Below are 22,050 nucleotides of genomic sequence, written 5' to 3'. Positions count from 1 at the left end.
TGTTGTTATGGCAAATACGAAGGAGATACAGGATCGTATCAAAAGTATCAATGATACATTAAAAATCACAAATGCCATGTATATGATATCTTCTTCCAAGTTGAAGAAGGCAAAGAAGATGCTGGCAGATACGGAACCCTATTTCTTTACGTTGCAGTCGGAAATGAGCCGAATCCTGCGACATCTTCCGGACATGGAGGATATCTACTTTAAGTCCAACGAAGATAAGCCGATGGAAGAAAGAAAGGTCGGTTATATCGTTATCACGGCGGATAAGGGTTTGGCAGGTTCCTATAATCACAATGTCTTGAAACTGGCAGAGGAGCATTTGCTTTCGTATCCAAACCACGAACTTTTCGTACTGGGAGAACTGGGACGTCATTATTTTGAACAGCGTGGGATTGAAATTGAAAAGCAGTTCCATTATACCGTGCAAAATCCAACGCTGAACCGTGCGAGAAATATTGCCGAAGAGATCATCGAGATGTATCAGGAAGAAAAGTTGGATGAGGTCTATATCATATACACGACCATGGTCAATGCAGTGCAGGAAGAAACCCAGATCCTGCAGCTTTTACCGCTGAAAAAGACGGACTTTAATATGAAGTTGCCGATCGATATCCCGCATGAGGAACTGGCACTTCGTCCTTCTGCTGAGGCAGTGATGGATCGTATTGTTCCTGACTATGTCGTTGGCTTCGTATATGGTGCGCTGGTAGAGTCCTATTCCTGCGAGCAGAATGCCCGTATGATGGCGATGGAAGCAGCATCTAAGAGTGCAAAGGATATGCTGCATGAATTGGATATCCTTTACAACAGAGCAAGACAGGCTGCAATTACACAAGAAATTACAGAAGTGATCGCTGGTGCAAAGTCACAGAAGCGAAAACGTAAAAAATAAGGGAAAAGCTAAGATTAAGGAGGCTTTTTGATGAAGACAGGAAAAATCGTTCAGGTGATGGGACCTGTTGTCGATGTAGAATTTCAGGATGAAGATCTGCCGGCAATCAGAGACGCACTTGAAGTACAAAATGGTGACAAGAAGTGTGTGATGGAAGTCGCACAGCATATTGGCAATAAAACTGTCCGCTGTATTATGCTAGCATCCAGCGAGGGACTTTCCCGTGATATGGAGGTTATTGCTACAGGCAGTGGCATTAAGACACCGGTTGGCGAGCAGACCTTGGGACGTTTGTTCAATGTCTTGGGCGAGACGATCGACGGTGGCGAGCAGTTAGATGGTGGCGAAAAATGGGAGATCCACAGAGAGCCGCCAACATTTGAAGAACAGAACCCGGCAGAGGAGATCTTAGAGACCGGTATCAAGGTCATTGACCTGCTTGCTCCTTATGCAAAGGGTGGTAAGATCGGTCTGTTCGGTGGCGCCGGTGTAGGTAAGACGGTACTGATCCAGGAGTTGATCAGCAATATCGCAACCGAGCATGGCGGATATTCTATCTTTACCGGTGTTGGAGAGCGTTCCCGTGAAGGTAACGATCTTTGGACAGAAATGAAGGAATCCGGTGTTCTGGAAAAGACAGCCCTAGTGTTCGGACAGATGAACGAACCACCTGGAGCACGTATGAGAGTTGCAGAGACAGGACTTACCATGGCAGAGTATTTCCGTGATGAAAAGCATCAGAATGTGCTTTTGTTCATTGATAATATCTTCCGTTTCACACAGGCTGGATCTGAGGTATCCGCCCTCTTAGGACGTATGCCGTCAGCCGTAGGTTATCAGCCGACATTGGCTACAGAAATGGGTGAATTACAGGAAAGAATCGCCTCTACCAAGAATGGTTCCGTTACATCCGTGCAGGCGGTCTATGTACCGGCAGATGACTTGACAGACCCGGCACCTGCAACTACATTCGCACACTTGGATGCAACGACCGTACTTTCCAGAAAGATCGTAGAGCAAGGTATTTATCCTGCCGTAGATCCATTGGAATCTACCTCTCGTATTCTGGAGCCGGATATTGTCGGTGAGGAGCATTATGAGGTAGCAAGAAAGGTACAGGAGATCTTACAGAAGTACAAGGAATTGCAGGATATCATTGCGATCCTTGGTATGGAAGAACTGGCAGACGAGGATAAACTTACGGTATTCCGTGCCAGAAAGATCCAGAAGTTCTTATCTCAGCCATTCCATGTAGCAGAGAACTTTACCGGTGTCAAGGGTGTTTATGTGCCTTTGAAAGAGACTGTTCGTGGTTTTAAGGCGATCATCGATGGCGAGATGGATGAGTATCCTGAGAATGCATTCTTCAATGTCGGTACGATCGAGGATGTCATTGAGAAAGCAAAGACAATGCAGTAGTTTTTCTGCTGGCAGAAAGGTGAAATGTTATGGCTGCAAGTAATACATTTTATTTAAAGATCATATCTGCAAACCGTGTTTTTTATTCGGGCAGATGCCGCTCTTTGATCGTGCCGGAATATGATGGACAAAAGGAAATCTTAGCCCATCATGAGGACATGGTCATCGCGATCGATGATGGCGAGATGCGTTTTCAGCCGGAGGGCAGTGAGAACTGGGAATATGCAGTTGTCGGCATGGGCTTTGTTGAGATCGTCAACAACCGTGTGACCCTTTTGGTGGAGACAGCAGAAAGACCGGAGGAGATCGATGTGGCAAGAGCCCGAGAAGCCAAGGAAAGAGCTGAGGAGCAACTTCGTCAGAAGCAGAGCATCCATGAGTATTATCACTCACGCGCATCTTTGGCAAGAGCCATGGCTCGTCTGAAAGCGACCGCCGGCAAATAGCATAGCAGATGATTTGAGGGACGTTCCTTTTGACACAAGGAGCGTCCCTTTTGGTTTGCCCATTTCTTAAGAAAATTTAAGAAATAATAAAGGATTTCTATATTTCGTTTGTACTTCTAAAACGTTATAATGAAAAACAAGAATAGGAAATGCGGGGCATTTTCAAAATTAGATTCATACATAAGGAGTGGGCTATGTTAGAGAAAATCAAAAAGCATAAGAAACTAATGATTGCGATTGTAGTGATCGTGATTATTGCCATCGTGATCGGGATTCTTGTGCACCGTATGAGACAGAGTGCCAGTGAGATCACGCAGGTGGACAGTGGCATACAGGCATTTACCCTGCAAAAGCAGGACATGTCAAGTTCCGTAAGTACCAGTGGAACGGTGGAGAGTAGCAACGTGACAGAGGTTACGACAGAGGTTTCCAGTGCCATCAAGGAACTCAACGTATCTCTGGGAGATCATGTGGAAAAGGGACAGGTGCTCTGCACCTTTGATGATGAGCAGATCCGCCAGCAGATTGCAGACTTGGAAAAGCAGAATTCCGCTGCAAAAAAAGCCAGTGACAGCACGAAGCAAAAAGCACAGCGTGCCGTAGAGACCGCGCAGGCACAGGCAAATGCAAAGGCAGCAGCGGTCGCAGTAGCACAAAATGATTATCAGACCATCCAGAATCTTTTGGGCTCATCAGACCAGTCAGCCGAGGAAAAGGCAAGTGCCTTAGCACAGGCACAGGCAAACTTACAAAGTGCCCAGAGTGAATATGATGCCGCACAGTCAGCCGTGGCATCTGCACAGGAGGCTTTGGAGGACGCGGCTGGCACAACAGCAGACACCGGATCCTCCGACCTGACCAAGTTATATCAGCAGTTGAACAATCTGACCGTAGTGGCAGAGCAGTCAGGTGTCATCACCCAGTTAAATGTATCCAAGGGAAGTATTCCGACCAACGGATCTTTGATGCGGATTGAGGATGACAGTTCTTTGATGGTCAATGTCAATATCAAGGAAAAAGACATTTTGAAACTGGCACAGGGTCAGAAGGCATCTATCACTTCGGATGCGATCGGCAGCGATCAGGTCTTTAGCGGTACAGTAGATAAGGTCGTCAATTTTGCCTCCAAGAATGCAGGAAGCGATGGATCTTCATCATCTTCCGGCGGCTACAGTGCGACGATCACGCTGGAGCCTGGAACACCACTTTTACTTGGAATGTCAGTCAATGTGGAGATCATGCTGAATGAAGAAGGAGAGCAGTTGGCGGTTCCTTATGATTCTATCGCAACAGACGATGACGGGAATTCTTATGTATTCGTTGGTAAAGAAGGAAAAGACGGAAAATATAAGATTAAGAAAGTGATCGTGACAACCGGTATCTCCAATGATTATTATACGGCTGTTTCTTCCGATGAACTAAAGGAAGGAGACAGTATTATCAATTATCCATATGATGTATCGGAAGGAGAATCTTATGATCTGTATTTCCCTGAGAAACAGACAGATCTTGGAATGTCCGATGATGGCGCAGTGACGACGTTCTCTACATCAAATTAGAAAGGGGCTGGCGTATTTATGGAAAGAACAAACGTCATTGATATGCAAGGCATCGTGAAACGTTATTATGAGGGGGAGCCCAATGAGTTGGAGATTCTGCATGGGATCGATCTGAAAGTCTTTCAGGGCGAATTTGTATCGATCGTCGGGGAATCCGGTTCCGGTAAATCCACTCTGATGAACATGATCGGTGCTTTGGATCGACCGACGGAAGGACAGTATTTTCTGGGCGGACGGGATATCAGCAAGTTACAGGATGAAGAACTGAGCGATATCCGCAATCAGGAGATCGGCTTTGTCTTTCAGAACTTTTGCCTGATTCCCCGCATGAGCGCGGTGCGCAATGTAGAGATTCCGCTCATGTATGCCAACATGCCGCCAAAGCAGCGCAGAGAGCGTGCGATGGAACTTTTGGCACTGGTTGGTATGGAAGAAAGAGCGGATCACAAACCCAATGAATTGTCCGGTGGACAGAACCAGCGTGTGGCAATCGCACGTGCTATGGCAAATGATCCCCATATACTTTTAGCAGATGAACCGACGGGAGCGCTGGATTCCAAGACCGGACATCTGGTCATGGATATTTTCCATCGTCTGCATGAGGAACAGGATAAGACGATCGTGCTCATCACCCACAGTCAGGAACTGGCACATGAAACAGAGCGGATGATTACGATTTCAGATGGCCGCATTATCGCAGATAAGGAACTGGGAGGTGAGATGGAATGAATATAACAGAAAGTATACGTCTTTCCTTTGAAAGTTTGAAATCCAACAAACTGCGTTCCTTTTTGACTATGCTGGGTATCATTATTGGCATCAGTGCCGTGATTACGATTACAACGATCGGAAACTCTTTGCAAAAAACGATTGCGTCAACGATGCGCGAACTTGGTGGTACGAATCTGATCTATGCATATGTCAATGCGATCACGCCGGAATTTGAAACGGATGCAGAGTGGGAAGCCTGGCAATATCCGGAAATGACGAAAGATGAGCAGTTGACATATGAAAGATTGTCAGAGTTTCAGACGGACTTTGCTGATAGGGTAGAGGCTGTGGTTGTGGAGGAAATGCTGATTTCTGCTGCCAGCAGTACAGGGGATAAGAGCAGTGCGAAAGTATCCGTCAACGGAGTGACACCGGGCTATCTTTCATCCTCCAAGTTGACTTTGATTGCCGGACGTGATATCAGTGACGCGGATAATAAACAGGCAAAAGCAACTGCTCTTGTATCAGATCTCTATGTCAAGTATGCCTGGGGCGGACAGAATCCCATCGGCAGACAGATCTTGGTGCAGTCCGATGAGGATGGTACGGTACAGAAGTTCTACGTTGTTGGCGTTTATCATTATGATGCCAGAAAGCAGGGCAGTGGAATCGATACCAAGACACCGGAAAAGGATACGGTCACGCCTATTTTAGTCCCTTATACCTATGCAGCCCAGACAAATCAGGCGAATGGTATGGAGAATGATCTGCAATCTTTTAATATCATGGCAAAAGATGGTGTAGATGCAACAGCCTTGTCACAGGATATCGCAACTTATTTCGACCAGAAGTATTTCAGCGCCAATGGTACCTTTGAACTGCAATGCTACGACATGGCATCGGAACTGGGACAGATCGATCAGGTCTTAAATGTACTGACGATCGCCATTTCTGTTATCGCTGCCATATCCCTTATCGTTGGCGGTGTCGGTGTTATGAATATCATGCTGGTCAGCGTGGTGGAAAGAACCAGAGAGATCGGTATCCGAAAGGCGCTGGGCGCCAAGAATAAGAGCATCCGCAGACAGTTTATGACGGAAGCGGTCGTGATCTGCCTTATGGGCGGTGTCATTGGTATCGTGATCGGTATTTTAAACGGATTTCTTTTGTCACAGGTGGCAGGTATGCTGGTATCTTCTTACGAGCAGGAATTGGGCAGCATGCTGCATGTGACGGTCAGTCCATCGATCACAGCCATTATCATATCGGTTGTATTCTCTATGCTGATCGGTGTAGTCTTTGGCTATTATCCGGCAAAGAGGGCAGCAAACATGTCGCCGATCGATGCACTCAGATACGAATAAATTTCACAGTGGGGACACTCCTTATGGAAAAAGGAACGTCCCTCATATAAAAAAGGATGTAAGCATTTCGCTTACATCCTTTTTGCTGTATTTGATCGGTTAAAGAAATTATAACTGAGGACCTGCAGAAACAAGTGCCTTACCAGCATCGTTACCTTCATACTTAGCAAAGTTCTTGTTAAATCTTGTAGCAAGGTCTTTTGCCTTTTCTTCCCATTCAGAAGCATCAGCGTATGTGTCTCTAGGATCTAAGATCGCTGGATCAACACCCGGAAGTTCTGTAGGTACTTCAAAGTTGAAGTAAGGAATTGTCTTTGTAGGAGCATCCTTGATGTCACCGTTTAAGATAGCATCGATGATACCACGAGTATCCTTGATAGAGATTCTCTTGCCTGTGCCGTTCCATCCTGTATTTACAAGATAAGCCTTAGCGCCGCTCTTTTCCATCTTCTTAACAAGTTCTTCTGCATACTTGGTTGGGTGTAACTCCAAGAAAGCCTGTCCGAAGCAAGCTGAGAATGTAGGAGTAGGCTCTGTGATACCACGCTCTGTACCGGCAAGTTTTGCAGTAAATCCTGATAAGAAGTAGTACTGTGTCTGCTCCGGAGTCAGGATAGATACTGGAGGAAGTACGCCAAATGCATCTGCTGACAGGAAGATAACATTCTTTGCTGCAGGAGCAGAAGAGATAGGACGTACAATGTTCTCAATGTGGTTGATCGGATAAGAAACACGAGTGTTCTCTGTAACGCTCTTGTCTGCGAAATCGATCTTTCCATCCGCATCCAGTGTTACGTTCTCAAGAAGAGCGTTACGCTTGATCGCATTGTAGATGTCCGGCTCAGATTCCTTGTCGAGGTTGATAACTTTTGCATAGCATCCGCCTTCAAAGTTGAATACACCGTTGTCATCCCAACCGTGCTCATCATCACCGATTAAAAGACGCTTAGGATCGGTAGAAAGTGTTGTCTTACCTGTTCCGGAAAGACCGAAGAAGATAGCAGTGTTTTCACCATTTAAGTCGGTGTTTGCTGAGCAATGCATAGAAGCCATGCCCTTAAGTGGAAGATAGTAGTTCATCATAGAGAACATACCCTTCTTCATTTCTCCGCCGTACCATGTGTTGATGATAACCTGCTCACGGCTTGTGATGTTGAAGGCTACACATGTCTCAGAGTTGAGTCCTAATTCTTTGTAGTTTGTAACCTTAGCCTTAGAAGCGTTGTAAACAACGAAATCAGGCTCGAAGTTTTCTAATTCTTCAGCGGTTGGCTTGATGAACATATTTGTAACAAAGTGAGCCTGCCAAGCAACCTCAACGATGAAACGGATAGCCATACGGGTGTCCTTGTTGGCACCGCAGAATGCATCTACAACAAATAATCTCTTGTTGCAAAGTTCCTTCTTAGCGATATCTTTAACAGCTTCCCATGTCTTTTCATCCATTGGATGGTTGTCGTTCTTGTACTCATCGCTTGTCCACCATACAGTGTCCTTAGAGTTCTCATCAACAACGATATATTTGTCTTTAGGAGAACGTCCGGTGTAAACACCTGTCATTACGTTTACAGCGCCAAGTTCGCTGACCTGACCCTTTTCGTAACCTTCCAATTCCGGCTTGGTCTCTTCTTTGAATAATTCTTCATAAGAAGGGTTGTGAACGATTTCTGTGGTTCCGGAAATACCATACTTGCTTAAATTGATTTCTGCCATTTCTTTTAACCTCTTTTCTGTATGATTTGAAAATAGTAGATGTACTTTGTTAAAAAATAGACATTTCAAAGTACCCTCATCATATTATACAATAATCCCTCACAAAATCAAGAAAAATGCACGTAAAAAACAATCCGTTTTTACGTGAAGATGCTTAAAGAGAATGGAAACCCTTTCCAAATACTTCACTGGTGCTGGAAACAGACATAAATGCCTGCAGATCCTGATCGTGGATGAAATTTCGCAGTTCCACAGCCTGGGTGCGGGAGAGGGAAGTAAAGATGATATATTTTTTTTCATTGGTATAAGCACCGACGCCTTCTGTGATGGTGGCACTGCGGTTGAGTTTAGCGGTGATGAAACTACAGATCGGCTCCTTGTCATCACAGACGATGGTAATGGATTTGCGCAGGTTGATCGTGGTGATGATGTCATCGATCATGAAGGACTTGACGGCAAGACCGACAAAAGAGTAAAGGGCGGTCTTTAGATCAAAGACAAAGCAGGCAACCAGGATCATGACGAGGTCTGTGGCAAAAAGGGCGATACCGATGTCTTTCATATTGGTATACTTTTTCAAAAGCATGGCGATCACATCCGTTCCACCGCTGGAAGCGCCGATATTAAAGAGAAGGGCAGATGCGATGGCGGGAAGGGCAATGGCAAAGATCAGATCCAGCATAGGCTCATTGGATAAGGGCTTTGTCAGAGGCATCCATTTTTCAAAAAAGACCAATAAGACGGATAAGAGCATACTGGCATAGGTCGTCTTTAGGGCAAAGGATTTTCCCAAAAAGATAAAGCCGATGACTAACAGGATGGTATTGGCGATAAAGGTAAAATTGGATGCGCTGATGGGCGTGACCTTGGCGACCACGGTAGCAAAACCTGTGATACCGCCAAAACAGAAATTGTCCGGGAATTTAAAAAAGTAAACGCCGACCGCCATGATAAAGGTACTCAGGGTGATCATGATAAGGCTTTGTATTTTGTGTTTCATGGTAAATCAAGAACTCCTTTTCTATATGTAACGCTTATATTTTATACACTTTTTCATTTTTTTTCCATAGTAGATGTGATAAACTATAGAAAAAAATTGCAGGATACGGGAGGTTTGGATGGAAGAGAGAAAAAACAAAAAGAAAAAGAAGAAAATGTCCTACAAAAAGCGGATCGCGATCATTGTGATCGCCCTCTTAGCAGCGATCACTCTTTTGATCGCCTATCTCTTTCTTGGCAACAGCGGAAAGGATGAAAAAACGGATGCCATGTTAGACGGCTATACGACCATTGCCTTTTTCGGCGTGGACAACCGTTCCAACGGCAATTTTGACAGCGGCAACAGCGATACGATCATGCTTTGCAACATCAATAATTATACCAAGCAGGTGGAACTGGTCTCAGTATATCGCGATACCTTGATGGATGTTGATGGCGAGGAGACCTTCCGCAAATGTAATTATGCTTTCAATCATGGCGGCATTGACAGTGCTCTTGCCATGTTAAACCGCAATCTGGATCTGAACATCACGGATTATGTAGCAGTCGATTTTATGGCGCTGGTAGCCGCGGTCGATGCGGTGGATGGCATTGATATCGAACTGACCGATGCAGAAGCGGAAGCCATGAACGGTGGCTATATCGGAGAAGTCGGAGCCATCGTGGGAAAGGACGCCAATCCGGTCTCTGCCGGAAGCCAGCATTTAGATGGTGTGCAGGCGACAGCATATTGCAGGATCCGTTCTACCGCAGGCGATGACTTTAGGCGTACGGAGCGGCAGCGTACTGTTTTGACCCAGATCATTGCCAAGGCAAAGAGCGCCAGTCCGACACAACTGGCATCTTTGATCACGGGTGTCTTCCCGGATGTCGATACCAGCATAGACATGGATCAACTCCTTTATCTTGCTAAGAATATGATGGATTACGATCTGGGCGAGACCAAGGGATTCCCATTTTCCAAGACTACAGACCGCTTTGGCGACAGCATAGGGGATGCAGTTGTTCCTTGCAGTTTAGAGTCCAATGTCGTGCTACTGCATCAGGAACTTTACGAAGACAGCGAGTATCAGGCACCGGACAGCCTCAAGAAGATCTCTGATGGTCTGATCGACTTTACCGGCTATGGGGCAGGCGACGGAGACGGATCGTGACTTTTGGATTGAAATACAGGGTAGAATGTGATAGAATAAATCGAATTTCATAGAGAAATAATTGGTGCCCTTCCAAGGATCTTTATGCTTGAGAAAGGGTTAAAAGGGAAACAGGTGTGATTCCTGTACGATCTCGTCACTGTGATTAGGGAGTGCGGCTTTTGTTTATGCCACTGATGCCTTGCATTGGGAAGGTAAAAGCCGTGTGATGATCTTTCAGCCAGGAAACCTGCCAGTTGTTTGGTACAGGAGTCATTCCGGATCACGAGTAATTGGTCGTACTGTTTTATGTAACGCAAGCAAGTTGCATATCTTTTTGTGTGCGGATTTATTTGTTTACATAATATTTGATGATTACTCTGTTCTTAATTATTAATAGGACAGAGTTTTTCTTTTAGTGTCGCTTTTTCAGATCTGTATGCCCTGCGTCCTACCTATGGAAAAGCGATAAAAATTAGGAGGAAGACAATGAAGAAAAAAGTAGTATCACTCGTGATGGTATGTATGCTGGCCTTTAGTATGATGACTGGCTGTGGTAACAAAGATACCGCAAAGACAGACAATACCACAAGCGATCAGGAAGCAGCAGATAAGGTTGCAGATCTGATCGATGCCATTTATGTGCAGGAGAGAACAGACAAGACAGACGAGCAGTGCGAGGCTGCCAAGAAGGCATGGGATGCTTTGACAGATGCACAGAAAGAACTTGTCAGTGGTGAGAATGCAGATCCGGATTATTTTGGAAGAGATACCGGGGATGCATCTAAGGATGATCCTTTGAACCAGGATGACATCGGCGCAAATGAAATCCTCGTTGTAAGTTTTGGTACATCCTTTAACGATAGCCGTGTCGCAGACATCGGTGGTGTAGAAAAGGCGATCGCAGAGGCAAATCCGGGCTGGTCAGTAAGACGTGCCTTTACAGCACAGATCATCATCAACCATGTGCAGGCAAGAGATGGCGAAAAGATCGACAATATGGATCAGGCATTAGAGCGTGCTGTAGACAATGGCGTTAAGAACTTAGTTGTTCAGCCGACACACCTTATGCATGGTGCAGAGTATGATGAGTTAGTAGAAGCAGTAAATGAATACAAGGATAAGTTTGATTCCGTAACGGTTGCAGAGCCACTTCTTGGTGAGGTTGGAGAGGATACAGCAACTGTCAATGCTGACAAGAAGGCAGTTGCAGAAGCAATCACAGCAGAGGCTGTAAAGACGGCTGAGTATGATTCTTTAGAGGCTGCAAAGGAAGACGGCGTTGCATTTGTATTTATGGGACATGGTACTTCTCATACAGCAAAGGTCTCTTATTCCCAGATGGCTTCTCAGATGGCAGACCTTGGTTATGATAATGTATTTATCGGAACCGTAGAGGGCGAGCCGGAAGAGACCGCTTGTGAAAGCGTGATCGAGGCTGTAAAGGAAGCAGGTTACAAGAAAGTTATCCTTCGCCCACTGATGGTGGTAGCCGGAGATCATGCAAATAACGATATGGCAGGGGATGATGATGATTCTTGGAAGAGCCAGTTTGAGGCTTCTAAGGCGTTTGATTCTGTAGAATGTCAGATCGCAGGACTGGGTGAGATCGAAGCCATCCAGCAGATCTATGTAGAGCATACTAAAGATGCCGTTACATCTTCAGGTGTAGTAGTTGAGCCAGCAGACAATGCGTCTGCCGGCACATCTGCGCTTGCTGACGGTACTTATCAGGTAAAGTTTACAACCGACAGCAGTATGTTTCATGTAAATGAAGCAAACAATGGTATGGGAGAACTTACCGTAAAAAATGGCAAGATGACCATTCACATTTCTTTGACATCAAAGAAGATTGTCAACCTGTATGAAGGTCTGGCAGCAGATGCCGAAAAAGACAGCAAGAACGTATTGCAGCCAACAAGTGATACCGTTACTTATAGCGACGGATCTACCGAAGAAGTTAATGGATTTGATGTTCCGGTACCATATCTGGACAAGGAATTTGATCTGGCACTTCTTGGAACCAAGGGTACCTGGTACGATCACAAGGTCAGCGTTGCAAGTCCACAGTAGACATTACTTGATATAAGGAAGTAAGACATCATGGAAGTACAGAGAAAACAAGGACATATAAAACAAGGACTGGCAGTCTCTCTCTTATCTGTCTTTTTACTGCTTTCCTTATGGGGATGTGGCACAAAAAAAGACGATAGCCTGGCGGATGGCACTTACAATGTGGAAGTGACATTAGAAGGCGGCACTGGACGGGCAACGGTCGTTTCCCCGACACAGATCACGGTCAAGAACGGTAAGATCACCGCAACGATCATCTGGAGCAGCAGTCATTATGACTATATGCTGGTCGGTGGAGAAAAGTATTTAAACGAGGCGGCAGACGGAGAGGGTTCAACCTTTACGATACCGGTAGACGATCTGGATCAGCCATTATCTGTTGTGGGTGATACGACGGCTATGAGCCAGCCACACGAGATTGAATATACCTTGAATTTTTCGTTAATAGACATTGAAGAATAGGAACCGTTGCAAGATGAGATTGAGATATAAAAGATGGATCAGTTTGCTGCTTGCTGTGGTTATGATGCTGACTCTGGGCGCATGTGGCGTGCAGAGTCAGTCTGATACTACGGACAAGATAGCCTTTGATAGTTTAGAGAAGACAGGTCAGATGACGCTGGCGTATGCGACCCAGTATCAGGTGGAATATTATGGAGATTATTCCCTGATCACCATAGGAGAGGACCAGCACTTTCTGTTGGTGCCGGAGGGCAAAGACCTACCAAAGAATCTGCCGGAAGATGTCGTGGCTTTGCAGCAGCCACTGGATAAGACCTATCTGGTGTCGACCTCGGTCATGGACCTGATCCGTCAGTTAGACTGCATATCTTATATCCGCTTGTCCGGCTCCAAGGCAAAGGACTGGTATATCACAGAGGCAAAAGAGGCGATCGAGGCAGGCAATATGATCTATGCCGGCAAGTACAGTGCCCCGGATTATGAGTGCATCTTAAATGAAGGCTGCAATCTTGCCATCGAAAATACCATGATCTATCACACACCGGAAGTAAAAGAAAAACTGGAAGAACTGGGCATTCCGGTGCTGGTCGAGCGGTCGTCCTATGAAACGCATCCTTTGGGAAGGTTGGAGTGGATCAAACTCTATGGTCTTTTGTTTGATGCTCTGGATGAGGCAAACGCTTATTTTGACAGCCAGGTGGAACAGATCACGCCACTGCTTGATCAGGCAAATACCGGTAAGACAGTCGCCTTTTTCTCGGTCAATTCCAGTGGAGCCATCAATGTCAGAAAGCCCGGAGATTACATTACCCAGATGATCACCATGGCGGGCGGCAATTATGCTTTGGCAGATGTGGTTCCCGAGGAAGAAAATGCACTTTCGACCATGAATATGCAGATGGAAGATTTTTATAATGCCGCACAGAGTGCAGATATTCTGATCTACAACAGTGCGATCGAAGGAGAGATCACAAGCATAGACGAACTTTTGGCAAAAAACAGCCTGTTTGCGCAGTTTGACGCCGTAAAAAAAGGCAATGTCTATTGCACCGGCAAGAACTTTTTCCAAGAGTCGACCGGTATGGCAGAGTTTGTGGAGGACATGCATAATGTCCTTGGGGATGCGGATGCAGACCTGACCTATTTAAAGAAATTGAACTGAGGAAAAGACAGATGAAACGATTTATCGTGACAATGACAGGTCTTATCATAGCCTTGCTTTTGCTGGTGATCTGGAATGTCACTTCCGGCAGTGTGTCGGTGGATGGCATGCAGATGTGGCAGGTATTGCTCCGCCAGACAAGAGAAGGCACCTTTTATCATATTGTGTGGGATATTCGCATGCCCCGCCTTCTGGCGGCTCTCTTTTTGGGAGGAGCCTTGGCGGTATCCGGCTTCCTGCTCCAGACCTTTTTCCAAAATCCTATTGCAGGTCCTTATGTGCTTGGTATTTCTTCCGGAGCGAAAATGTTGGTCGCCGTGGCAATGATCCTGTGTTTGGAAAGAGGCATGCAGATATCCTCCCTTGGCATGGTGGCGGCAGCCTTTATCGGCTCCTTGCTTGCCATGGGCTTTGTCCTGCTCTTATCCATGCGCGTACAGAAGATGTCGCTTTTGGTCGTGTGTGGTATTATGATCGGTTATATCTGTTCCGCTATCACAGACTTTATGGTGACTTTCGCGTCAGATTCCAATATCGTCAACCTCCACAACTGGTCTATGGGCAGTTTTTCCGGTACGGACTGGAAGGATGTAGGCATGATCGTCGTCTTAGTCACACTTACGGTCTTAGCCACCTTTTTTATGGCAAAACCGATCGGAGCTTATCAGATGGGAGAAGCATACGCCAGAAACATGGGCGTCAACATTCGTCTGCTCCGCATCCTTTTGATTCTTTTATCCAGCCTTTTGTCCGGCTGTGTGACAGCCTTTGCGGGACCTATCTCCTTTGTGGGGATTGCCGTTCCGCATCTGGTCAAGCAGGCGATGAAAACGGCAAGACCGCTTTATCTGATCCCGGGTTGTTTTTTGGGAGGAGCGGCCGTGACCCTTTTTTGTGATGGCATTGCCAGAAGCCTGTTCGCCCCGACAGAGATCAGTATCAGTTCGGTGACGGCTGTGCTTTTGGTGCCGGTCGTCATCGTCATGATGGTCAAAAGAGAGGATGCGCGGGCATAGAAACGAGGTATATATGGAAGAAAAAATGCAAGGCATCAGGGCCAGTGATCTGGTTGTCGGTTATGAGGGAAAGAGTGTCTTAAAAGATGTAAACTTTTGGGTGCGCCCGGGACAGATCCTGACTTTGATCGGACCCAATGGATCCGGCAAATCGACCCTTTTAAAAAGTATCACGAGACAATTAAAGACGATCGCAGGTCAGGTCTATCTGGCAGAGGGGACGATGGATGCCTATACAGATGCCGCGCTGGCAAAACAGATGGCCATGGTGACCACAGAGCGGATCTCGCCGGAACTGATGACCTGTCGTGATGTGGTCGCAACCGGACGCTATCCCTATACCGGCAGATTTGGGGTATTGGGAAAGGAAGACGAGGAAAAAGTCCAGAAAGCTTTGGAAAGTCTGCATGCACTTGAGGTGGCAGACCGGCTTTTTGCCAAGGTCAGCGACGGACAAAGACAGCGCGTCATGCTTGCCAGGGCGATCTGTCAGGAACCAAAGATATTGATTTTGGACGAGCCTACGTCTTATCTGGATATGCATTATAAATTAGAGATCCTGCAGTCCATACGAAATATGGTAAAAGAAGAAAACCTGGCGGTCGTTATGTCTTTGCATGAACTGGATCTGGCACAAAAAGTTTCAGATCTGGTTGCCTGTGTGGATGGAGAGACAATAGCAAAGATCGGCAGACCGGAGGAGATCTTTTGCGGAGATACCATTGCATGCCTATATGGGGTCAGCGCTCAGGCTTATGATGTCGTATCCGGCAGTATGTTTTTGCAGAAGGCAAAAGGAGAGCCAAAGGTCTTTGTGATCGGGGGCGGCGGCAGTGGGATTGCAGCCTACTATACCTTACAGCGAGACCAGATCCCCTTTGCGGCAGGCATCTTATCCGAGGGGGATGTCGAGTATAAGGCGGCAAAGGCACTGGCAAGTGCGCTTGTGACAACGCCTGCCTTTTATCCGATCGAGATCCGGCAGATGGCGCAGGCGCGCAAATGGATCGATGACTGCGACTATTGCATCTGTACGCTGGATGCTTTTGGACCACTCAATCAGGCAAATAAGGAGCTGCTTTCCTATGCAAAAGAGCAGGGCAAATGGATCAGAGAGGGAGAAAAACCATGGCAAAAGTAATTATGGTGCAGGGAACCATGTCAAATGCGGGAAAAAGTTTACTGGTCGCAGGGCTTTGCCGTGTCTTTGCCCAGGATGGCTACCGGGTAGCTCCCTTTAAGTCACAGAATATGGCACTCAATTCCTTTATTACCAAGGAGGGACTGGAGATGGGACGCGCCCAGGTCATGCAGGCGGAGGCAGCAGGCATAGAGCCGAGCGTAGACATGAATCCTATCCTCCTAAAGCCGACCAACGACCATGGCTCACAAGTCATCGTGGCGGGAAAAGTCCTTGGCAATATGGAAGCGAGAGACTATTTTTCTTACAAAAAAAATCTGGTGCCGGATATCGTGGCAGCCTTTGGACGTTTGGAAGAAAAGGCGGATATCATCGTGATCGAGGGTGCCGGAAGTCCGGCGGAGATCAATTTGAAAGAAAACGATATCGTCAATATGGGACTGGCACATCTGGTGGATGCTCCGGTACTTTTGGTGGGAGATATCGACCGGGGTGGTGTCTTTGCCCAGTTGCTTGGCACGATGATGCTTTTGACTGAGAAAGAAAAGAAGCGGGTCAAGGGACTGGTCATCAATAAATTTCGCGGGGATGTCACGATTCTGGAGCCGGGCATTACTATGCTGGAAGAAAAAGCAGAAGTGCCGGTGGTCGGTGTCGTTCCTTATATGTCAGTGACCTTGGATGACGAGGACAGCCTTGCAGAGAGCCTTTTACCAAAGGACATGGATCTGATCAATATCGGGGTTGTACGCCTGCCACGCCTGTCCAATTTTACAGATTTTTCAGCCTTAGACCAGATCGCAGGCGTCAGCGTTCATTATGTGCGAGATCCGTATGAGATCGAGAAGATGGATATGGTCATTTTGCCGGGAACCAAGAATACCATGGGAGATCTGGCATGGATGCGGGAAAGCGGCATGGAAAGTGCGGTCAAGAAATTTGCCCAGTACGGACCGGTCTTTGGCATCTGCGGCGGTTATCAGATGCTGGGACAAAGGATCGCTGATCCGGAGGGGATTGAGAATGTCATCAAAGCAGACGGATCAGAAGGACTGCGGGGCTTGGAACTGCTTCCGATGGAGACAGTCTTAAAGCCGGAAAAAGTCCGCACACAGACCAGCGGCAGTATGGAGATCACGGAAGGCGCGCTGGCAGGATTTTCTTCTCACCGGATCCATGGCTATGAGATCCATATGGGAGAGACCATGGCAGTCGATGCCATCAAGCCTTTATGCCATCTGGATCAGAAGAATGATGTGGTCTGCCAGGAAAGAGACGGCGGGCAGAGAGACAATGTCTACGGCACATATGTGCATGGTATTTTTGATGATAAGGATGTGGCATATGATTTGTGCAGGCTTTTGGCAGAGAAAAAGGGATTGACCCTTCAGGCAGAGGCTGACACGGATTATCAGTCATTTAAGGAGAGTCAGTATGATCTGCTGGCAGAGGGCATAAGAAAGAGCATGGATATGGATGCCGTCTATGCCATGTTACAGGATGCCGCTATTTAGAGAGAAAGAAAAGATGCAGACAGAAAAGGTAAGGATCGATGAGGTCTTAGAAAAAGAGTATAAATTGACGTCTTGGGATCATGACATCTTTCATAAGGTCATGGAGCATTGGGATGGCATTGCAAAGCCTTTGGATGGCATGGGACAGTTTGAACCCATGCTTGCAAAGATAGGCGCTATACAAAAGACGCTTGAGCCAAGGTTTGACATGGGACGCTTACTTGTCTTTTGCGCGGATAACGGCGTTGTTGCGGAGGGGATCAGCCAGTCCCCACAGGAAGTGACGGCGACCTGCGCTAAAAATATTGCCGCAGGGCAGACGGCGGTCGGTCGTATGGCAAGCCTTGCGGGCTGTCAGATCCGGGTCTATGATGTTGGGATCAATACAAGGGAGACGCTTTGCAATGTCATTGATGAAAAAGTAGCCCACGGCACAAGAGACTTTTACAAAGAGCCGGCGATGGATGAGACGCAGATGCGGCAGGCTCTGCAATGCGGATTGGATGCGGTCTATGCCTGCAAGTGCGATAATCTTGACTATGTCTGCATCGGGGAAATGGGCATCGGCAATACGACGACTTCCAGTGCGGTCGCAGCCGCCCTTTTACAGAAAAAGGCAGAGGAGGTGACAGGTCGCGGGGCAGGGCTGGATGATGTAAAGTTACAAAAAAAGATCCGGGTCATTCAGGAGACCATCGAAAGATGTGATCTTTATCAGGCGTCTGCTACAGAAGTCTTAGCCAAAGTGGGCGGATTTGACATTGCAGCCATGGCAGGAGCCTGTATGGGGGCAGCCATCTATGAGATCCCGCTGATCTTAGATGGTTTGATCAGCATGGTAGCCGCCCTGGCAGCAGAAAGGTTATTGCCCGGAAGTAAAGACTTTTTGATCGCGTCCCATGCCAGCCGGGAGCCGGCAACGATAGCGCTTATAAAAGAACTTGCCCTGGCACCGGTCATTTATGCGGATATGGCACTGGGAGAGGGCACCGGAGCCATGATGCTGTTACCTATGCTTGCCATGGCAAAGGCGGTCTATGATGAGACTAATTCTTTTTCGGATGCAGGGGTAGAGACCTATCATAGATACGGAGATAAGATATGATCGTATTCGTCATTGGTGGAAGCGGAAGCGGTAAGTCGGCATATGCCGAAAAGCGTCTGCTTGCAATGGAGGCAGAAAAGAAACATTATATTGCGACGATGCGCGTCTTTGACGAAGAAGGGAAAAAGCGTGTAGAAAAGCATCGGACCATGCGCAGGGAAAAGGGCTTTCTTACCATAGAAAAGCCGATAGACTTAGGAGAGATTGCTCTGGATGCGGGGGATGCCTGGATGCTGGAATGTGTCTCCAATCTTCTGGCAAATGAAATGTTTACGGAAGAGGGCATAAGGGATGAAAAAGAAACGGTAGACAAGATTTTAAAGGATATAGGCAGTCTGATAGAGCAGACTGCAGATGGCGTGATCGTCAGCAATAATATCTTTGAAGATGGAGAAAACTATGATGATGCCATGGCATCTTATATCAAGGCACTGGGGGGTATCAATCAGGCATTGGCAGCCATGGCAGATGAAGTCATAGAAGTGGTGGTCGGTATTCCGGTCACATTAAAGAGCCAGCAGGAGGAAAGTGAGGGCGGACAGATATGCGAAAAATAGCAAAAGCCATAGGTGTAGCCTTTTCCATGTATTCCAAGATACCCATGCCGCATTTCGTATGGGCGTCGGAAGATATGCGCTACCATCTGCTCTTTTTTCCTTGGATCGGTGCTGTGATCGGGGGACTGGAGATCGCCTGGTATCATCTGGCAGGCTATCTGGGAGTGGGAAAGATCCTTTCTGTGGCGCTGGCTGTTTTTTTGCCGCTCTTTGTGACCGGGGGCTTTCATATGGATGGCTTTATGGATACCAAGGATGCTCTAAGTTCCTATCAGGGAAAAGAGAAAAAACTGGAGATCTTAAAAGATCCTCATATCGGTGCCTTTGCCGTTATCCACTTGCTATCATATCTCTTGCTTGCCCTTGGATTTGCTTCTGTCATTGAGGGAACAAAGGCTGTGGTCGCAGTCAGTGCTGCCTTTTTTCTCAGCCGATGTCTCAGTGGGCTTTCCGTTATCCATTTTCCGGGAGCAAAAAAGGAGGGCAGCCTTTATACCGAGGCAGATACCTCCGGTGCAAAGGTCGTATCCATCGGGCTGGTGATACAGATGCTTCTTGTCGTGACCGCACTTTTTATCTATAGCGGTATGAATGGCATTTTGGTCACGGCAGCCTGTCTATTGATGTTTTTATATTATTATCTTATGAGCCGTCGACAGTTTGGCGGGATCACGGGAGATCTGGCGGGCTATTTTGTCTGTATGGCAGAATTGTGGTCCGTGATTGTGGTCGGCATCTATCTTGTGTTAAAGTAAAAGGAGAATGCAATGGAAGGAAGGCTGGAACTTGTCATTGGTGGCAGGGCGCAGGGAAAAAGTGCATATGTCAAAAAAAAGTACCCGCACGCCGTCTGTCTGGATGAAAAGGATCTTACAGAGGGTGGCAGACTGCCGGTCGGGGATCAGACGCAGGATATCATCCTATGGGATCATTTTCATCTGTGTGTCAGGAACTGGCAGCAGGCGGGCATGACGATGGATGAGATGCAGGATAGGATAGAGGCGATCTGCAGGGCATGCAGGCATCTTGTCATCATCAGCGATGAGGTGGGAAATGGCATCGTGCCATTGCAAAAAGGAGACCGCGTCTATCGGGATCTGGTCGGAAATCTTTTGATCGGGATTGCAAGTAAAGCAGAAAGGGTGGATAGAATCATATGTCAGATACCACAACAAATCAAGTAGAGATCGTATTGATCCGTCATGGAAAAACAGAAGGAAATAAGGAGAAGCGCTATATCGGCAGGACAGACCAGCCGCTTTCCGAGGAGGGAATCGCCGGTATCAAAGAGAACCTGGGGCGGTATCCATCCGTGGAAAAGGTCTATGCCAGCCCAATGAAGCGCACCAGACAGACCGCAGAACTGATCTATCCGGGACAGGCATCGGAACTCGTTGACGGTCTGCGCGAGATGGATATGGGTGTCTTTGAGGGAAAGAACCATGCCGAATTAAAGAACAGACCATCTTATATTTTATGGGTGGCGACCCGCGGAAAGATCAGCATACCGGGGGGCGAGTCCATGAAGGATTTTGGAAAACGTACCATGGATGCTTTCATACAGGTACTTGGCGATATGCAGGCAGAGGGGATCAAAAGATCGGCAGTCGTGGCTCATGGCGGTACGATCATGTCCATCGTTTCCCAACTGGCTGATGACGACTACTATAAATATATGGTAAACAATGGCGCAGGATTTCGTCTGACGCTGGATGACGACGGCAAACTGCTGGATCTCAAGCCGCTCTTAAAAGAAGATAACTGCATGCAGGATGCCTTAGAGGAGTTGGAAGATTGATCTATCATATGATTGCCTTTGTGGGTGGCTTTTTCCTCGACCTGATCATGGGAGATCCCTACAATTTTCCCCATCCGGTCCGCTGGATCGGCCGCCTGATCTCTGCCATCGAAAAGCATGATCTGGGCGAGGAAGATACCAAGGCTTTATCGGGAGAGCAAAAAAGAAGATGTGGGCGCAGACTGGTCCTACTAGTCTGTGGGACAACTATTCTGGTGACGGCTTTTGTTCTGCTTTTGGCATATGGGATCCATCCTATGGCAGGATGTCTGGTGGAAATGTTTTTGACCTATCAGACATTGGCACTCCGCTGTCTTTGCAAGGAGAGCAAAAAAGTATATATATGCCTGCGGGATAAAACCTTAGAAGATGCCAGATATGCAGTATCTATGATCGTTGGCAGGGATACCCAGAATTTAAGCCCGACCGGGGTTGCCAAGGCTGCCATTGAGACGGTTGCGGAGAATACTTCGGATGGAGAGATCGCACCGATGCTATATCTGGCATTGGGCGGTCCTATTCTGGGACTTACCTACAAGGCAATCAATACTATGGATTCCATGGTGGGCTATAAGAATGACCGCTATTCAGATTTTGGCAGATGCGCAGCAAAACTGGATGATCTGGTCAATTTTCTGCCGGCAAGGATCAGTGCTTTATGCCTCTGGGTGGCATCGGTTTTCTTAGGCAAGGACTATGATGCAAAAAGGGCATGGCGGATCTATCGACGAGACCGTTACCAGCACGCCAGTCCCAATTCGGCACAGACAGAAGCCATGGCAGCGGGATCCCTTGGTATCCGGCTTGCGGGAGACGCTTCTTATTTTGGAAAAATCGTAAATAAGCCAACACTTGGGGATGCGACACGCGCGATCGTCTATGAGGATATTCTGCGCATGAACCGGCTGGCATATGGGGCGGCTGTTTTTTGCCTGCTCCTGTGCCTTGGGATCATGGGACTGATCCTGGCATTTTAA

The 22,050-nt window shown here is 47.2% G+C and carries 20 protein-coding genes, 1 pseudogene and 1 riboswitch; of the genes and pseudogenes, 19 read left to right on the top strand and 2 right to left on the bottom strand.

Annotated features, from left to right (window positions below; translation table 11 throughout):
* Positions 1-7: 7 nt before the first annotated feature.
* The 6 genes from atpG (at position 8) to H8R94_RS02215 (ending at position 6,400) form a co-directional block, all read left to right on the top strand.
* Entirely contained in the window at positions 8-901 is an 894-nt protein-coding gene (atpG, locus tag H8R94_RS02240) for an ATP synthase F1 subunit gamma (protein WP_186853754.1), read from the top strand.
* A 30-nt stretch (positions 902-931) separates the two neighbouring features.
* Positions 932-2,320: a F0F1 ATP synthase subunit beta gene (atpD, locus tag H8R94_RS02235; protein ID WP_118280983.1), complete on the top strand. Its 1,389-nt coding sequence runs from the start codon at positions 932-934 to the stop codon at positions 2,318-2,320.
* A gap of 29 nt (positions 2,321-2,349) precedes the next feature.
* The gene (atpC, locus tag H8R94_RS02230) at positions 2,350-2,766 is read left to right on the top strand and encodes an ATP synthase F1 subunit epsilon (protein WP_118280984.1); all 417 of its coding nucleotides are present in this window, start codon (positions 2,350-2,352) and stop codon (positions 2,764-2,766) included.
* A gap of 194 nt (positions 2,767-2,960) precedes the next feature.
* Complete coding sequence (locus tag H8R94_RS02225) at positions 2,961-4,325, top strand: efflux RND transporter periplasmic adaptor subunit (protein WP_186853753.1); 1,365 nt, start codon at positions 2,961-2,963, stop codon at positions 4,323-4,325.
* 18 nt (positions 4,326-4,343) lie between these two features.
* Complete coding sequence (locus H8R94_RS02220) at positions 4,344-5,054, top strand: ABC transporter ATP-binding protein (RefSeq protein WP_279220138.1); 711 nt, start codon at positions 4,344-4,346, stop codon at positions 5,052-5,054.
* On the top strand, positions 5,051-6,400 hold the full coding sequence (locus H8R94_RS02215) for an ABC transporter permease (RefSeq protein ID WP_186853752.1): 1,350 nt from the start codon (positions 5,051-5,053) through the stop codon (positions 6,398-6,400). Before H8R94_RS02220 ends, H8R94_RS02215 begins: the two co-directional genes overlap by 4 nt.
* Before the next feature lie 108 nt (positions 6,401-6,508).
* Here the strand turns inward: H8R94_RS02215 and pckA are convergent, their stop codons facing one another.
* A complete protein-coding gene (gene pckA / locus H8R94_RS02210; protein ID WP_118534673.1) occupies positions 6,509-8,113 on the bottom strand; it encodes a phosphoenolpyruvate carboxykinase (ATP) in 1,605 nt (534 codons plus the stop codon).
* Positions 8,114-8,267: 154 nt separating this feature from the next.
* Positions 8,268-9,113, bottom strand: a complete 846-nt coding sequence (locus H8R94_RS02205; protein ID WP_186853751.1) for a YitT family protein — start codon at positions 9,111-9,113, stop codon at positions 8,268-8,270.
* 118 nt (positions 9,114-9,231) lie between these two features.
* Between H8R94_RS02205 and H8R94_RS02200 the strand changes: the two genes are divergently transcribed.
* The 13 genes and pseudogenes from H8R94_RS02200 to cbiB all read left to right on the top strand — a co-directional run bounded on the left by H8R94_RS02200 (position 9,232) and on the right by cbiB (position 22,050).
* Complete coding sequence (locus H8R94_RS02200; RefSeq protein WP_118534675.1) at positions 9,232-10,266, top strand: LCP family protein; 1,035 nt, start codon at positions 9,232-9,234, stop codon at positions 10,264-10,266.
* Between the two features lie 45 nt (positions 10,267-10,311).
* A riboswitch (cobalamin riboswitch) is annotated at positions 10,312-10,517 on the top strand.
* A gap of 217 nt (positions 10,518-10,734) precedes the next feature.
* Positions 10,735-11,901, top strand: a pseudogene (locus tag H8R94_RS02195) (sirohydrochlorin cobaltochelatase); the annotation flags it as partial.
* 447 nt (positions 11,902-12,348) lie between these two features.
* The gene (locus H8R94_RS02190) at positions 12,349-12,780 is read left to right on the top strand and encodes a hypothetical protein (RefSeq protein WP_118280991.1); all 432 of its coding nucleotides are present in this window, start codon (positions 12,349-12,351) and stop codon (positions 12,778-12,780) included.
* Positions 12,781-12,793: 13 nt separating this feature from the next.
* Positions 12,794-13,942, top strand: a complete 1,149-nt coding sequence (locus H8R94_RS02185; RefSeq protein WP_186853749.1) for an ABC transporter substrate-binding protein — start codon at positions 12,794-12,796, stop codon at positions 13,940-13,942.
* 11 nt (positions 13,943-13,953) lie between these two features.
* Entirely contained in the window at positions 13,954-14,958 is a 1,005-nt protein-coding gene (locus tag H8R94_RS02180) for a FecCD family ABC transporter permease (RefSeq protein WP_186853748.1), read from the top strand.
* A gap of 13 nt (positions 14,959-14,971) precedes the next feature.
* A complete protein-coding gene (locus tag H8R94_RS02175; protein WP_243069518.1) occupies positions 14,972-16,099 on the top strand; it encodes an ABC transporter ATP-binding protein in 1,128 nt (375 codons plus the stop codon).
* The gene (locus tag H8R94_RS02170) at positions 16,087-17,613 is read left to right on the top strand and encodes a cobyric acid synthase (RefSeq protein WP_118534677.1); all 1,527 of its coding nucleotides are present in this window, start codon (positions 16,087-16,089) and stop codon (positions 17,611-17,613) included. Before H8R94_RS02175 ends, H8R94_RS02170 begins: the two co-directional genes overlap by 13 nt.
* A 13-nt stretch (positions 17,614-17,626) precedes the next feature.
* Entirely contained in the window at positions 17,627-18,718 is a 1,092-nt protein-coding gene (cobT, locus tag H8R94_RS02165) for a nicotinate-nucleotide--dimethylbenzimidazole phosphoribosyltransferase (protein WP_186853747.1), read from the top strand.
* A complete protein-coding gene (locus tag H8R94_RS02160; RefSeq protein ID WP_186853746.1) occupies positions 18,715-19,275 on the top strand; it encodes a bifunctional adenosylcobinamide kinase/adenosylcobinamide-phosphate guanylyltransferase in 561 nt (186 codons plus the stop codon). Before cobT ends, H8R94_RS02160 begins: the two co-directional genes overlap by 4 nt.
* A complete protein-coding gene (locus tag H8R94_RS02155) occupies positions 19,263-20,030 on the top strand; it encodes an adenosylcobinamide-GDP ribazoletransferase (protein WP_118534679.1) in 768 nt (255 codons plus the stop codon). The genes H8R94_RS02160 and H8R94_RS02155 overlap by 13 nt, the downstream gene beginning before the upstream one ends.
* 12 nt (positions 20,031-20,042) lie before the next feature.
* The gene (locus H8R94_RS02150) at positions 20,043-20,459 is read left to right on the top strand and encodes a bifunctional adenosylcobinamide kinase/adenosylcobinamide-phosphate guanylyltransferase (RefSeq protein WP_178009442.1); all 417 of its coding nucleotides are present in this window, start codon (positions 20,043-20,045) and stop codon (positions 20,457-20,459) included.
* Positions 20,432-21,073: a histidine phosphatase family protein gene (locus H8R94_RS02145; protein ID WP_186853745.1), complete on the top strand. Its 642-nt coding sequence runs from the start codon at positions 20,432-20,434 to the stop codon at positions 21,071-21,073. The genes H8R94_RS02150 and H8R94_RS02145 overlap by 28 nt, the downstream gene beginning before the upstream one ends.
* The gene (cbiB, locus tag H8R94_RS02140; protein WP_118281000.1) at positions 21,070-22,050 is read left to right on the top strand and encodes an adenosylcobinamide-phosphate synthase CbiB; all 981 of its coding nucleotides are present in this window, start codon (positions 21,070-21,072) and stop codon (positions 22,048-22,050) included. The genes H8R94_RS02145 and cbiB overlap by 4 nt, the downstream gene beginning before the upstream one ends.

The sequence above is a fragment of the Roseburia lenta genome (assembly GCF_014287435.1).
Lineage (GTDB): Bacteria > Bacillota > Clostridia > Lachnospirales > Lachnospiraceae > Pararoseburia > Pararoseburia lenta.
Note: the sequence above shows the minus strand (reverse complement) of the source record. Positions and strands in the feature narration are given on the sequence as shown.